Source organism: Clostridium simiarum (assembly GCF_018919175.1).
GTDB lineage: Bacteria > Bacillota > Clostridia > Clostridiales > Clostridiaceae > Clostridium_L > Clostridium_L simiarum.
Genome location: NZ_JAHLQL010000001.1, coordinates 1,651,584 through 1,666,977, shown reverse-complemented (window position 1 = coordinate 1,666,977; position 15,394 = coordinate 1,651,584). Strand labels below are relative to the sequence as shown.

12 protein-coding genes are annotated in these 15,394 nt (G+C 28.0%); all 12 read left to right on the top strand.

The features are described 5' to 3' along the window. The first annotated feature begins 296 nt into the window (after positions 1-296). The 12 genes from KQI89_RS07780 (at position 297) to KQI89_RS07725 (ending at position 15,377) form a co-directional block, all read left to right on the top strand. Complete coding sequence (locus tag KQI89_RS07780; protein ID WP_216456599.1) at positions 297-1,016, top strand: glycosyltransferase family 2 protein; 720 nt, start codon at positions 297-299, stop codon at positions 1,014-1,016. After that, complete coding sequence (locus KQI89_RS07775) at positions 1,013-1,342, top strand: DUF2304 domain-containing protein (protein ID WP_216456598.1); 330 nt, start codon at positions 1,013-1,015, stop codon at positions 1,340-1,342. Before KQI89_RS07780 ends, KQI89_RS07775 begins: the two co-directional genes overlap by 4 nt. A gap of 300 nt (positions 1,343-1,642) precedes the next feature. Further along, the gene (locus KQI89_RS07770) at positions 1,643-2,887 is read left to right on the top strand and encodes an ArnT family glycosyltransferase (protein ID WP_216456597.1); all 1,245 of its coding nucleotides are present in this window, start codon (positions 1,643-1,645) and stop codon (positions 2,885-2,887) included. A gap of 161 nt (positions 2,888-3,048) precedes the next feature. Continuing rightward, entirely contained in the window at positions 3,049-3,744 is a 696-nt protein-coding gene (locus tag KQI89_RS07765) for a response regulator transcription factor (protein ID WP_216456596.1), read from the top strand. Beyond that, positions 3,734-4,975 carry a sensor histidine kinase gene (locus KQI89_RS07760; protein ID WP_216456595.1) on the top strand — a complete coding sequence of 414 codons (1,242 nt, stop codon included), beginning with the start codon at positions 3,734-3,736 and terminating at the stop codon, positions 4,973-4,975. The genes KQI89_RS07765 and KQI89_RS07760 overlap by 11 nt, the downstream gene beginning before the upstream one ends. A gap of 518 nt (positions 4,976-5,493) precedes the next feature. Next, positions 5,494-6,579 (top strand): VanZ family protein, encoded by a 1,086-nt coding sequence (locus KQI89_RS07755; protein WP_216456594.1) that lies wholly within the window; start codon positions 5,494-5,496, stop codon positions 6,577-6,579. 305 nt (positions 6,580-6,884) lie between these two features. After that, on the top strand, positions 6,885-7,625 hold the full coding sequence (locus tag KQI89_RS07750; RefSeq protein ID WP_032122470.1) for a MurR/RpiR family transcriptional regulator: 741 nt from the start codon (positions 6,885-6,887) through the stop codon (positions 7,623-7,625). A gap of 193 nt (positions 7,626-7,818) precedes the next feature. After that, complete coding sequence (locus tag KQI89_RS07745; RefSeq protein WP_032122469.1) at positions 7,819-9,375, top strand: PTS transporter subunit EIIC; 1,557 nt, start codon at positions 7,819-7,821, stop codon at positions 9,373-9,375. 50 nt (positions 9,376-9,425) lie between these two features. Further along, complete coding sequence (locus KQI89_RS07740) at positions 9,426-10,748, top strand: family 4 glycosyl hydrolase (RefSeq protein WP_216456593.1); 1,323 nt, start codon at positions 9,426-9,428, stop codon at positions 10,746-10,748. A gap of 210 nt (positions 10,749-10,958) precedes the next feature. Continuing rightward, positions 10,959-11,978, top strand: coding sequence for a glycoside hydrolase family 5 protein (locus tag KQI89_RS07735; RefSeq protein WP_216456592.1), 1,020 nt, complete (start codon positions 10,959-10,961; stop codon positions 11,976-11,978). Positions 11,979-11,982: 4 nt separating this feature from the next. Further along, complete coding sequence (locus KQI89_RS07730; protein WP_216456591.1) at positions 11,983-14,289, top strand: glycosyltransferase; 2,307 nt, start codon at positions 11,983-11,985, stop codon at positions 14,287-14,289. An 11-nt stretch (positions 14,290-14,300) separates the two neighbouring features. Next, positions 14,301-15,377 carry a hypothetical protein gene (locus tag KQI89_RS07725; protein WP_216456590.1) on the top strand — a complete coding sequence of 359 codons (1,077 nt, stop codon included), beginning with the start codon at positions 14,301-14,303 and terminating at the stop codon, positions 15,375-15,377. Positions 15,378-15,394: the final 17 nt, after the last annotated feature.

The following is a 15,394-nucleotide window of genomic DNA, read 5'->3' as shown; positions in this document are numbered from 1 at the left end:
TGACACTTAAATTAAAAGAATTAGTTTAGCATTTTAAAATTTAGGGGCGGTTCATAACTTATTAAACAATTAAAAGTGATAAGTTATGAACCGTCCCTAGCTATCTTCATTAAATCTTCATAATTTCATTAAGTATTTCTTAAATAATATGCTTTATAATAATTAGTATAAATGGAAATAGTTATTAAATTAAGGTCAAAAGAATTTTTATTAATTATAATTTTTCTTTTTTGCATTTCCTAGGAGAAGCTAAATTTTCTCCTTTATAGTTTTGAAAGAAAGGGTTAGATATAATTATGAAATGTTTAGTGATAATTCCAGCTTATAATGAAGAAAAAAATATATATAAAGTGGTAAAGGCAATTAAAGATAGTAATTTTGAAAAAAGTAGTAATATTAAATTTGACATTATAGTTATAAATGATGGTTCAAAGGATAATACAGAATTAGAAGCTAAAAAGGCAGGAGCAAGGGTTTTAAATTTAAGTAGTAACTTAGGTATTGGTGGTGCTATGCAGACAGGATATTTATATGCACTTTATAATGGTTATGATGCAGCGGTACAAATTGATGGGGATGGGCAACACAGCTCAAAGGATTTAGGAAGGCTAGCTAAAGAACTTAATGAGAGTAATGCTGACATGGTAATTGGTTCAAGGTTTATTAGTAAATCAAATTATAAGCCTAGTGTATGCAGGAAGCTTGGAATAAAATACTTTTCAAAACTTGTATCTTTTTTATGTAAGAGTCCATATTATGACACTACTTCTGGTTATAGGATGGTTAACAAAAGAGGAATCAGCCTTTTCGCAAATTATTATCCTCAAGATTATCCAGAAGTTGAGACTATAGTATACGCTGTAAAAAATGGTCTTAAGGTGAAAGAAATCAGTGTTAATATGAATAAAAGGCAAGGAGGAAAATCCTCTATAACACCAATAAAATCTGTGTATTATATGGTAAAAGTAACTTTGGCTTCACTTATACAACCTAGTAAAAAAGGGGTGTTACAATGAAGTTATTTTGTTTTATGATCTCACTTTTTTTCCTAGTTATAAGTATTATATTTATTCGAAAAAGAAGTTTGGAATTTAAGAGTGGCTTGTTATGGATTTTAGTAAGCTTAATTTTAATGATATTTTCAGTGAATTCAACAATTATAGAATCTTTAGCAAAGGTTACAGGGATAATGTACCCGCCAGCGTTTTTGTTTTTAATGGGTATAATATTTAGCTTAGTGATGATTTTTTATTTGATGATAGTAATTTCTAATATGCAGAAAAAATTAACGAAACTTATACAGGAAAATTCTATATTAAAAGATAGAATTGAAGAAAAATAAAACAATAAGGTATTTATATTAGTATATTTATTTTGCTATAGAACAAATTTTATGTAAGATTGGAAGGAGTAAAAGTGATTTTTAGATATCATTAAAAGGTATAATGAATATTTTATTTAATTATTATATATAGATTTTATTATACTTAATGAAAGGTTAATAATATCAAAAATAATTGGACTTTTATAATTTTTTATAAGGTGCTTTAATTAGGATAAGGTAGAAGAGATTTATATCTTGTAAAGTGGTTAATGCATCATAAAAAGTAATGATTTAATAATAGGATAAGGGGTAAGGGGTATGAAGAAATTAAGAGATATGAATGAAGAAAAAAGATTAAAGATTTATTTAATAATTATTGAAGTAGTTTTTATGGCAGTAGCTATTTTTTCTGTATTTGCCAATGGAGATTCGCTACTTTTAGGAAGCATGGAAGAATTTAATAATGATGATGTAAGATATATTAGGAGCGCATGGGAGTTTGTAGATAACAATATACTGTCTTATCACAATGTAGGAGAATCCACGGTTTATATAATGCCAGGATTAACTATTGTACTCTCATTTTTCATGTTTATTTTCGGTAAGATAAATGGAGTTATAGCATTTAAAATATTTCAAGTAATATTGCAAGTAGCAAGCTTACATTTGTTATTTTTAATAGGAAAAAAAGTATTTAATAGTAAAGTAGCTTTAATAGCATGTCTTATGAATGCACTATATGTAGCTGAAATTTATGCAGCAAACCTTATTTTAATGGAAGTTATTTTTAAATTTTTGCTGTTGCTTCTAATTTACATAAGTATTTATGCAATTGAAAAGAAAAGTTTAAAATTATATATATTAGGTGGAATTGTTTGGGCAGTAGCCTGTTTATATAGACCGACCATTGCTGCTTACCCACTTTTGGTTTTAATTATGTGGATAAAAAACAAGTATAGTTTTAGTGAAATAGTTAAGTATACTGTTGTAGTAACAACTGTATTTTGTGCCGTTATGACACCTTGGTGGATAAGAAATTATAAAGTTTTTGATAGAGTAATTTTGTTTACAAAATCTAGTGGAAATCCATTTTTGCAAGGGACCTTTGTTAATTATAATCAAAGTAAAGGTTTGGGAGTGCCTTTTGTAGAAGGAAAAGATGCAATAGAAAGTAACCAAAATGAAATAAAAGCAGGACTTGACAGATTAAAGACCTATGGAAAAAAAGAACCATTTAAATATATAGCTTGGTATACTTTTGGGAAAACTTATTATTTTTGGAGAGCTCCTTTTTATTGGGCAAAGGTATTTAAAATACCATATGTTCCTGTAATTCTTTATCATCTTGTAATTTTATTTTGGGCTCTTTATGGTATGATAAAACATAAGGATAAAAGTTTGAATCTTAAGTTTTTGATTATGGTAGTAGTTTATTTTAATATTATATATTTACCCTATTTTACATTTGAAAGATATGCCTATCCTGTGATGCCACTGGTAATATTATTTGCGGCACATACTGTTAATGATAAAAGGTGTAAAAAGCAGAATTTAAAGGCTTAGTTAGCTTAATTCAAACTCTTTTATAAATCCAAAAGTGGATTTTCATAAAAGAGTTTGAACTTGCAATTGGGTAATTTTGATTTACTGTTTCGTGGCATTTTAATAATATTATGAATTAATTACTTAAATGGTTATGGTTAATAAGAGAGGGGCTATAATTCGTGGAAAAAAATACAGTATTAGTAGTGGATGATGAAAAAGATATAAGAGAGTTAATTGAAATTTATTTAATAAATGAAGGATTAGGGGTTATTACTGCTTGTGATGGTATTGATGCCTTAGAAAAACTTAAAAACAATGATATTGATTTAATAATTTTAGATATTATGATGCCTAAATTGGATGGAATAAGGACGTGTCTGAAAATTAGAGAAGAAAGAAAACTTCCTATTATTATGCTTTCTGCTAAGAATGAAGATAGTGATAAAATATTAGGGTTAAATGTTGGAGCTGATGATTACGTTACAAAACCTTTTAATCCATTAGAACTTACTGCAAGAGTAAAATCTCAACTTAGAAGATGTTTTAATTTTAATGAAGCGAAAAAAGAAGATGAGGATGAGATAATTATTGATGGACTTACTATAAATAGAGCATCAAGAGAAGTATTTGTTGAGGGAGTCTTTGTTAGGCTTACTCCCTTAGAATTTTCTATATTAGAAACTTTAGCACTTAATAGAGGTAGGGTTATGAGTACAGAACAAATTTATGATAATGTATGGAATGAACCTTTTAATAATGCAGATAATACTGTGGCTGTACACATAAGAAATATAAGAGAGAAGATTGAGATTAACCCTAAGGAACCTAAATACATAAAGGTAGTATGGGGAGTGGGATATAAAATTGAAAAATAGAATTAAGAAATTAATATTTGGAAGTGTAACAAGAGAACTATTCTTAACTATTATTTTAAGTTTTGCTTTTGTGGCATTAATTGTATCTTTTATACCAAGTCCCATATCAGATATAATAATATATATAATTATAATATTAATTTACTTATTGTATATAAGAAAAAGTAACTATATAAAAACAATTTCTCAAGGAAGTTTAGAAAATACAATAGATTTAAATGGATATGATGAGTTAAAATTGAAAAACAGAGTTAAAAAAATAATATTTGGAAGTGTAACAAGAGAACTATTAGCTACTGTTATTTTAGGTATTATTCTTATAAAATCAGTTTCAAATATGATAATTGTTTTAATATTAATTTATTTATTAATTAGAACAAGAACTGAATATATAAAATATATGTATAGTGGTATAAATAAAATTTCTGAGGGGAATTTAGATTACAAAATAAGAGTTGAAGGCTATGATGAATTAGCAACTTTAGCAGGGGAAATAAATAATATGTCTACTAATCTAAAAAATAAAATAGAAGAAGAAAGAGCTGTGGAAAGATTAAAAAGTGAGCTTATAACAAATGTATCTCATGATTTAAGAACGCCTCTTACAGCATTGATTGGGTACATTCAGCTTGCAGCAGATGATAACACGAGTTTTGAAGATAAAGATAAATATGCAAAAATTTCTTTAGAAAATTCTAAAAAACTAAAGGTTTTAATAGATGATCTATTTGAGTATTCTAAGCTTGAAAGTGGTGGCATTAAACTTAAAAAAGTGAAAGTTAATATAATAGAAATAATAGAGCAAAGCATAGGTGAACTTTCAATTCAAGCAAAAGAAAGATATATAGGCTTTAAGAAAAATTTTGAAAATAGCAAAGTGGAGTTATTAGTGGATCCTAGCAAAATAGCAAGAGTCTTTGAAAATATTATAGGAAATGCTATTAAATACGGTGTTGAAGGAAGCGATGTAAATATAAATTTATATGAAAATGATGAAAATGTTATTATAAGCTTTGAAAATAGAGTTGATAAAATTTTAGAAAAAGACCTAGAAAAAGTATTTAATAGATTTTATAGGACAGATGAATCAAGAAACTCAGAAGTTTCAGGATCAGGATTAGGATTAGCTATTGCAAAAAATATAGTAGAATTGCATGGTGGAAAGATTTGGGCGGAAAACGAAACTGACAAGTTTATAATCAACATAGAATTAAATAGGGAGGGTTTGTAAATTACGCTAAAAAGAAAAATACCTATTAGAAGAATTACTATTATACTCTTGATGAGTATTGGAATTATACTTGTTAAGTTTTAGTAATCCTATATATTAGATAAGCATTTATTCAATATATTTAAAAACTATCAAGTGATTATAACTTGGTAGTTTTTTCTTCAATTAGTTCAGAAGTATTTTGTAAAAATTACCGGAGGAAAGCTATCTTTTATTAAATAAGTAGAAAGAAAAATAGAATATAGTAAAACTCTGTAAGTAAATAAATTAAGGATTATTTAATATTGGAGTTATCATAAGTTAAGGTTGAATACCTATAATAAAATGAAATAATAATAAAAAAGATGCCATAATAAAAGGAAAAATGCACTTATAATAGTATGTTTATTTGTTATAATTACAGGGGAAGTTATGCTTAAAGGGGTTATCCTCTGAAAATTATCAGAGGATTATGATTTTTAGAGTAACACTATTTTATTTATATTTTTTAATTATTGAAAATATTGAGGAGGATCTTCATGCAAGAATATTTATTTCCTATAAAAATTGCTTTTATCACATTTCCATTTATAGCTTTATTTTTTACATTTCCTTTTGCAATTTATCAATATAAAAAGCACGGATATATAAATAAATTTAGAGTTTTTATTTTATATTCTTTTTTATTATATTTAATTACAGCTTATTATTTAGTAATTTTACCTTTACCAAGAACAAGAGATATAAAAAGTTTGCAAGCCCCTGGCACTCAGTATTATAGTCTAGTACCTTTTAGGTTTATTAGTGACATATTTAAAGAAACGAAATCGGTTCTAACTGACCCCTCAACATATAAATATTTGTTAACTGAAAGAGCTTTTATACAAGCAGCTTTTAATGGGATTTTACTTACTCCACTGGGTATTTATTTGAGATATTATTTCAAAAAAGATTTAAAGAAAACCTTAGCTATTACTTTTCTAGTTTCATTATTTTTTGAAATAACACAGATTACAGCATTATTCGGTATTTACAATGCTCCTTATAGAGTTTTTGATATTGATGATTTGTTTTTAAATACTTTTAGTGGTTATATTGGATATTTGATAACTCCAATATTTGCTTTTTTTCTTCCCAATACAAATGAAATTGATAATAACGTAAACTTTGAAGAAATAAGAGTAAGCTATTTTAGAAGAATTTTAGCATTTTTTATAGATACATTTTTAATTGGTTTAATTCCAAAGATAAACGAAAATATTATTTTAGAAGGAATAGTATTTTTTACATACTTCATTTTAATTGTTTATTTTACTAATGGTAAGACTATTGGTAAATGGCTTACAAGTATAAGAGTAAAAGGGCAAGAAAATAAATTAAGATTTAAAGAAGTATTTATAAGATATGGTGTTTTGTATTTTGGAATATTTGGACTTAACAAAATTCTATTTGCTGCAGCTACATTAAATCAAGATACTGCAGTTAGTTATGCAATTACTGTTATAAATATAATACAATTTGTAGTAATCTTATTAATTCTAATTCATGCAACACTTTGCGTTATTAAGAAAAATAGATTTTTTTATGAAAAGATTAGTAATACTCGCATTGTGATATCAAAATAATAAACTAAACAAAAAAGGTGGATTGATTTACAATCTACATTTATTATTTTTGGAGTACCCAACAATCTGTGTGAAAATCTAAATTTTTATATAATACAATAAAAGAAATTAATAAAAAAGCTTTAATATAATAATGAACAAAGTGGCTAGATCCTATAGAATTGCATTTAAAACAAAAGTTATGATATAATCACAGATAATAATGCAAATAACAAATATTAAAAACAATGTATTATTATATTTAGTAAAAGATTGGAGATTTAGTTTGTGACATAATTTGTAGTTTTAAAAAGTAGGGAGTTTTTATGGAGAATTTATCTAAATTATTTAGCAAATTAACTAATAGTGAACAGAAGGTATTTACATATATTTATGCTAATCAACAAAAGGTAATAAAGATGAAAATAAATGATTTAGCTAAGGAGACATTTACTTCTAAAACTGTAATTATTAATTTATCACAAAAATTAGGATTTGAAGGTTTCTCAGATTTAAAATATTTTCTAAAATCAAATAATAATCCAGAGGAGGATATAAAGGTTTTAGAAGATTTTCAATATGGATTAAAACAAAATATTGAAAAAACTTTTGTAGTTATAGAAGCAGATTTATATAAAAAAATTTCTAGAGAGATTATAGAAGCTAAAACTGTATATGTTTTAGCAAGAGGTACAAGTAAAGCAGCAGGTTACTATTTAAATCATATATTACTAACCTTGGGGATTAAATGTATTTTTATTAAAGATTATAACTTACTCACTTTAGTAGCAAATACATTAGATAGTGATGAATTAGTTATCTTAATTTCTTTATCAGGTAATACAGAAAAAATATTAGAGGCAGCTAACATCGCTAAGGTAAAAGGATGCAGAACAATTGCCATAACTTCATTTGGAAATAATGAGTTATCAAGAATTAGTGATTATACTTTGCACTGTGTATCTAGTGATACAGAAACTAAATTTAATGACAGTATATCACGAATAGGAATGTTTATAGTAATTGAAATGTTAGTAAACTCAATTAAAGAACTTAATAAAAAATAGCTCGTAAAAAAACGAGCTATTTTTTTATGACCTAATTCACTTCTTGTGACCTGAGACTTCATAAAGGAAAAGAGTATCACTCAGAATTATTGCAACCTTTGTTAACAAAAAGTAAAATATAATTAAGAAGAGCGCTCTTATAGGTAAAGGTATTCATAAAATATATTTAATTTGATAAATGGAGGAAGGCGAAATGTCAAAAGAATTTAGTCAAAAGATTCAACAGTTTGGTAGAACATTATTACTACCAATTGCAGTTATGGCTCCAGTAGGAATGATTCTCGGTATAACAGGAGCCCTTGTTCAATCTTATATGATAGCAAGATTCCCGGTTTTAGGAAATCAAGTACTTAATACTATATTAGTTAATATAAGAACTATAGCTAGTGCTGTTTTTGATAACATTCCATTAATGTTTGCAATGGGTGTAGCTTATGGAATGTCAAAAAAGGATAAGGGAATTTCGGTATTCTCATCAGTTATAGGATATATAATCTTAATCATATCTATGAATGTATGGTTAACTGTAAGTGGAAAATTAGCAGCTCCAGAAGTAATGAGTCAATTTGGACAAATAAAGGTATTAGGAATACAAACTATGAATGTAAACGCTTTGGGTGGAATTGTAACGGGTTTAGTTGCAGCATGGGCAACTGATAAATTCTATAAGCTTGAATTACCAATCGCATTTGCATTTTTCTCAGGTAAAAAATCAGTTCCTATAATAACAATGGGAGTAATGGTTGCAATTGGTTTAACAATACCCTTTATATGGGAGGTATTAGTTGCTTTATTAACTAAATTATCGGTAGTTTTCTTAAGTCCAGTAGGACCATTCTTTACAGCAGCAGGAGAAAGACTATTTATTCCTTTTGGATTACACCACCTATGGAATGCTTTATTTAGATTTACAGAGGCTGGTGGATCATATGTTATAAATGGAGAAACCTTTGTTGGTATTGTTCCAACTTTAAATGAAGTACTATTCAAGCAAGGACCTAACAGTGCTTATTGGAGTATGATGCCTTCATTAACAAGATTTATGGCACAACAACAAATGTTATGTACATTATTTGCTTTCCCAGCTATAGGACTAGCAATGTATAAAACGGCTTATAAAGAAAATAAAAAATTAGTTAAGTCTTTGATGATTACCTGTATATTAACAGCACTTTTAGGTAATGTTACAGAGCCTTTAGAATTTTCCTTTGTATTTATTGCACCACTATTATATGTAATATATGCATGTATTATAGGAATAGGAGCAGTAGCATTATCTTTTGCTAATGTAGCAATAGGATACATTAGAGGTACTATTTTCGATTTTGCAATATTTGGATTACTTTATGAAAATACCCATTGGGTTAGTTTTGTTATAATTGGTTTAATATTGGCAGTTGTAACTTATTTTATATTTAAATGGGCAATATTAAAATTTGATTTAAAAACTCCAGGAAGAGAAGATTCACCATCTACAGATAACAGTCTTATAAAAGAAAAGAGATATGATGAAATAGCAAAAATCGTTATAGAAGGTTTAGGTGGAAAATCAAATATTAAAAATGTAGATAACTGTATAACTCGTTTAAGAATAGATTTAGGTGAAGTTAATATAGTAGATCGTAAACTTTTAGAGACTTCAGGTTGTACGGGGATATTCTTCCCAGCATCTAAACATATTCATATAGTTTATGGACCTTTAGTTGAATTTGTTAGAAATGCAGTAGATGAACAACTAGAAAATATGTAATTTAGAAGTTATACAATAAATAGATTTATAATACAGCGGAGGGATAGAGAATGAGAAGTAGCAATATAATCACAATAACTGGAGCAGGAAGCGCTAGAACTCCAGCGTTAGTAGGAAGTTTGGTAAAGTTAAAAGATAGATTTCCACTAAAAAAAATCATATTTTATGATATAGACAGTGAAAGAACATCATTAATGGAAGACTACATTAGATTAGTATTAAAAACTTATTGTAAGGAAACAGAAGTTATTTTTACTACTGATCCAGATGTTGCATATGAAAGAACTGATTTTGTATTTTGTCAAATGCGTGTAGGTAAAAATGAAATGAGAAGCCTTGACGAAAAGATTCCTCTAAAATACGGGTTAGTAGGACAAGAAACTTGTGGACCAGGAGGATTTGCTTATGGAATGAGATCTCTTGGAGCAATGATTGAAATGGTAAATCAAGTACGTAAACATTCAAAAGATACCTGGATATTAAATTATACAAATCCAGCTGCAATAGTGGCATTAGGTTTAGATAAAGTATTCCCAGATGATAAGAGAATATTAAATTTATGTGATCAACCATACTCACTTATGAGATCTTATGCAAAGATTTTAGGAGTTGAGCAAAAGAATTTAAGAGCTACTTATTTTGGGTTAAATCACTTTGGATGGTTTACAGAGCTTAAAGACATTGATGGAAAAGATTATTTTGATCAGTTAAGAACTTATTTAAGAGATTATGACTTTAAGCCATATAACGCAGAACAACGTTCTAAATCTTGGCTAGATACTTACTTAAGAGTAAATAAATATATGAACTTCTTTGATGAATATATTCCAACAACCTATCTTCAATACTATTTCTTCGCTGAAGAAATAGTAGCTGAAAGTGATCCGAACTATACTAGAGCAGATGAAGCAAAGGATTCAAGAGAAAAGGAAGTTTGGGATATATGTTCTAAAGCTACCAATACTGATTCAGTTGAAGATATAGAAATAATAACAAATAGTGTATTTGGTGACTTAATGATTGAACTTGCTGAATCAATAGCATATGATCTTCATAATGAATTTATCCTTATGAGTAGAAATAATGATATCATAACTAACTTTAGTAAAGATGCTATAGTTGAAGTTTCTGGAACTGTAGGAAAAAATGGAGCTAATCCTTATAAATATGGAGAAATAAAGCCATTTTATAAAGGTTTAATGGAAGGACAACATGCCTATGAACTACTTACAGTTGAAGCATTCTTAGAGAAGAATTATACTAAAGCATTACAGGCATTAACTCTAAATAGAGCCATTGTAAATCCAGAAAAGGCAAAGGCGGTATTAGATGATTTAATGGATAAAAATAAGGATTATTGGCACTTAAGTTAATATATAATAAAATAGCCTTCTAAAAGTTTAATTGGCTTTTGGAAGGCTATTTTTTTATTGAGATATTCCATAAATTGTGTATTTTGGTAATTATAGTAGCATTGTTTTTATACTTTTTATTTGATACAATGTATAAAGCATATATTTGTTCATAAATTGATTATTTGGTATATATTGAAAAAACCAATATGAAAGGATATGAATTTTAATATGATTAAAAAACCACGTATGATATTTTTGGCGATTTTTATAATATTTACCACGTTAGTTGCTATGCAATTTATAAAAATAAAAAGACCAAAGAGACAGTTAGTTAAAATGAATAGAGGAATTAACATAGGAAATGCACTTGAAGCCCCAAAAGATTTTCCTTGGGATGTAACACTTATTAATAAGTATTTTGATGATATTAAAGCTGTGGGATTTGATACAGTCCGTATTCCTGTTAGGTTTTCAGATTATACTAAAGATGATAAAAATTATACCATTGACCAGGAATTTTTCCAAAAGATAGATGGACATATTCAATATGCTCTAGATAAAGGGTTGATTGTAGTGCTAGATTTCCACCATTTTACACAAATGATGGAGGAACCTGAAGAGCAGGAAGAAAAGTTTTTGAGAATCTGGGAGCAGATAGCTTATAGGTACAGGAAATATCCAAAAGAGCTGGTTTTTGAACTCTTAAACGAACCAATGGGTAATTTGTCCCCACAATTATTAAATGAATATATTAAAAAGTGTGTAAAAGTTATCCGAAAGACCAATTATAAAAGAACACTGATTGTTGGTCCATGTAATTATTACCAAATTGATTATTTAGAACAGCTAAAGATTCCAAGAGATAATAATATAATGGTGTCCTTTCATTATTATGAGCCAAATGACTTTTGCTTTCAAGGAAATATTTATCATAAAGGATTTGAAAATCTACATAATATCACTTGGAAAGGAACAGAAGAGCAGTTAAGATATCTTGAAGAACGCTTTAATAAGGTAGAAAAATGGGCAAATAAAAATCAAGTTCCAATTTTCTTGGGTGAGTTTGGCGTAACAAAAGAGGCTCCAAGATCATCAAGAGAATTTTGGATAAAGGCAGTTCGAGAAGAGGCAGAAAAACGTAATTTTGCCTGGGCTTACTGGGAATTAGCATCTGGATTTGGTATATATGATGCTAAGAATGAAAGTTGGGATGAAATAATGTTAAAATCCTTGATCCAGGAAAGGTGAGTATATGAGAAAGTATATTTCAAAAAAAACATTAATAATATTGACTATAATATCGAATATAATTTATATTTTGTGGAGGATTTTTTTTACTATTCCAAAAGGCTATGGTAAGACTTCGCTCATTGCTGCAATCATATTGCTTGTAGTAGAAATAATAGGAATGATGGAGATGTTTGTACATTACTATGGGATGTCAAACATTGAATATCATGAAAGACCAATCATAAATGAAGAATTATATCCGGATATTGATGTTTTAGTATCAAGCTACAATGAGCCTGTGGAACTTGTACAAAAGACCATAAATGGATGTATTCATATGCAGTATCCTAATAAGAACAAAGTACATATATATGTATGCGATGATGGTAATCGAGATGAAATGCGTCTTATGGCAGAGAAAATGGGAGTTAATTACATTTCTCGTGTAGAAAGAACAGGTGCTAAAGCAGGGAATTTAAATAATGCACTAAATAACACTACATCTCCCTTGATAGCAACATTTGATGCTGATATGATACCAATGCATGATTTTTTAATGGCAACTGTTCCATATTTTTTAAAAAATGAACAGGCAAAAAGCAATGGTGAAAAAGAGGAATATGAAAAAATTGGATTCGTGCAAACACCTCAAAGTTTTTATAATCCAGATTTATTTCAATTTAATCTTTACTCTGAAAGTAGAATTCCAAACGAACAAGATTACTTTTATAGAGATGTTCAAGTGGCTAGAAATAAAACAAATTCGGTGATTTATGGTGGTAGCAACACTGTACTTTCTAGGGAAGCCTTAAATGAAGTTGGTGGATTTTATACTAACTCCATTACTGAAGACTTTGCAACAGGGATTTTAATACAAAGTAAAGGCTATAGATGCTATGCTACTCCAGAAGTATATGCATCTGGGTTATCTCCAAGTGATCTAAAAAGCCTTATAAAACAGCGTGAAAGATGGGCTAGGGGGTGTATTCAGACAGGTAGACGTCTAAATATTTTATTTAAAAAAGGTCTTGGGTTTTGGCAAAAAATAAGTTATATATCCTCAATTACTTATTGGTATGCAAGCATAAAGCAGTTTGTATATATAATGGCACCTATACTGTTTTCTGTTTTCAATATAATTGTAGTTAAGTGCACCCTCCTTGAGGTATTAATATTTTGGTTGCCAATGTATCTTTTAAGCAATGCATCACTTAAAACTTTTTCAAAAAATATAAGAAATACAAGATGGACTAATATATATGAAACTGCACTATTTCAACCTTTAATGATAGCTGTTATTTTAGAAACATTTGGTATATCCAAAAATAAATTTTTAGTTACTAAAAAGGATAAGGCAGAAGAAAATAAAACATATAAAATCTTACAAGTTTTGCCTTATTGCATTTATATAGCATTGTCATTAATTGGTGTAAATAAAATGATTGTATCTATTTTTCAAATGAATTCAATGACATATTCCGTTGTTTTATTTTGGTTGATTAAAAATTTATTTAACCTTGTTATGGCTACAATATTCATAGCAGGTCGACAACAGCTAAGGAAATCAGAACGATTTATAGCTAGCGTTAACTGTAAAATTCAGCAAGACTCTTATGTTATATATTGTAAAACTACAGATATTTCCGAAGAAGGCTTTGCATTTATATTAGATATGCCTGAATATATTTCACCAGAAGAAGAATTTACAGTAGAATTTAAAGAAGAATTAGGAAGTGAAATATACATATCCAAGATGAAAGCCAAAATAGTAACTATAAATGAAGTAAACTCTAAGTGGAAATATGCAGCATATATTACATCTATTGAAGAAGACCAGAAAAATCAGTGGATGTGCATCGTACATGATAGAATTCCAACTTTTCCTCAAACTATAGAAGAAACATTAGGTTTTTTTGATGACTTGCAAGTTAATGTAGTAAAACGTATGAAAAAAACAATAAGTTTATCAAGAAAAAGTCCTAGAGTTAGTTTGAATTATGAAATAAATATAGAAGACGTAGGAAAACTAAAGTTAATAAATTTCAATTATCAATATGTTTTATTAAAGTTTGAAAGCACAAAGAACTTTGTGCAAAGGATCTCATTACCAATCATTGATGATATTATTTTAGAATGTAGTTTATGTGATGGTAATATCAATGAAAGAGGCGTTTTGTACAAAGTAGATAATATTAAAGAAATTATAAAAACTGTAGGTAATAGAGAAAAAATAAATAGTTGGTTATTAGAAAAAAAGGAACTGCCAAAATCATGGGAAGAAGAATATAAAAAAGACAATGATGAGTTTGATCAAATGGAGCATGTGTAAGGGGTGCAATAATGAAGAATAAAAAAACATTGAGTACTTACTTTAAGTCTTTAATTTTAGTACTACTATTTTTAATTACTACCATTCCTATAAGTGCAGCAGCAAATGCCAAGGATTTAAAGTTATCCTTTAAGATAATAGAAGGAAACTTAAATGTCACTATCTCAGAAGAAGATGAAGGAGTAATGATTAATACCCAAAATCCAACACTTAATGAAGAAGCATATTTATATATTTATCAAAATGAAAAGGACAATTGGGCAGATTTTTATATGTTGTCTATACAAATGGAAAATAAAAGTAGTAGTTATCAAAAAATAGACTTACATATAGAAAGTACCCCACAACATAAATTCAAATTAAAAGAAGATTCAGTTGCACTTATAGAAAAGATAGATACAAAAATATTTGTATTAAGTAAAAAGCTACAGGGTGGTATAGAAATTCCTCCAGGATTTAAAGGGAAAATTTATGCTAAGTTTGATGATTTCATAGGTGAAGATAAAGAAGAGTTGCTAGAGGAGAGAATGCTCTCTAATATTAGTGGTTGGGGAATTACACTGACTCCATCTAATGAGAAGGATAATAGTATAATTATAAATGAAGTTACTCTACTTTCAAAAGAGGAGACAAAAACATTTGAAGACTTACAAAATATAAGGATTGTAGGAGATGAGAAAGTACAAATACCAGTATTAGGTGAAGGAATATCTCCCTATAGTCTTCAGGGTCAATCAGAAGATTTAAAAATTAAATTTTACCTTAAAGAAAAATATAAGGATGTAAGCATATCAGAGCAAGGGGTGTTAAAAGTAAAAGATAAAGCAATGCCAGGTGAAATTGATTTATACATCCATGTAGGAGAACAGCTAAAATTAGAAAAAACAGTGTTGTTAGTGGAATCTTGGACTGTTAATAAAAAGGATGAGAATGGTATTCCCTATGGATTAGTGGAACCAAGTATTTCGCCAGCAGTTCAAAGTATGGAAAAGATACTTTTTATAGAGAATAGTGTGCCATATGTTCAGGTTTTTTTTACTTTAATTTGTTTGGGGTGTTTTGCTTTATATCTATATTGGAGAAAGTAGGCAAATAATCTTCTAGG

Bases quoted from the DNA above. Each gene is read 5' to 3' on its own strand.
- KQI89_RS07780 (WP_216456599.1), top strand. From the start codon at position 297: ATGAAATGTTTAGTGATAATTCCAGCTTATAATGAAGAAAAAAATATA.
- KQI89_RS07775 (WP_216456598.1), top strand. From the start codon at position 1,013: ATGAAGTTATTTTGTTTTATGATCTCACTTTTTTTCCTAGTTATAAGT.
- KQI89_RS07770 (WP_216456597.1), top strand. From the start codon at position 1,643: ATGAAGAAATTAAGAGATATGAATGAAGAAAAAAGATTAAAGATTTAT.
- KQI89_RS07755 (WP_216456594.1), top strand. From the start codon at position 5,494: ATGCAAGAATATTTATTTCCTATAAAAATTGCTTTTATCACATTTCCA.
- KQI89_RS07750 (WP_032122470.1), top strand. From the start codon at position 6,885: ATGGAGAATTTATCTAAATTATTTAGCAAATTAACTAATAGTGAACAG.
- KQI89_RS07745 (WP_032122469.1), top strand. From the start codon at position 7,819: ATGTCAAAAGAATTTAGTCAAAAGATTCAACAGTTTGGTAGAACATTA.
- KQI89_RS07740 (WP_216456593.1), top strand. From the start codon at position 9,426: ATGAGAAGTAGCAATATAATCACAATAACTGGAGCAGGAAGCGCTAGA.
- KQI89_RS07735 (WP_216456592.1), top strand. From the start codon at position 10,959: ATGATTAAAAAACCACGTATGATATTTTTGGCGATTTTTATAATATTT.
- KQI89_RS07730 (WP_216456591.1), top strand. From the start codon at position 11,983: ATGAGAAAGTATATTTCAAAAAAAACATTAATAATATTGACTATAATA.
- KQI89_RS07725 (WP_216456590.1), top strand. From the start codon at position 14,301: ATGAAGAATAAAAAAACATTGAGTACTTACTTTAAGTCTTTAATTTTA.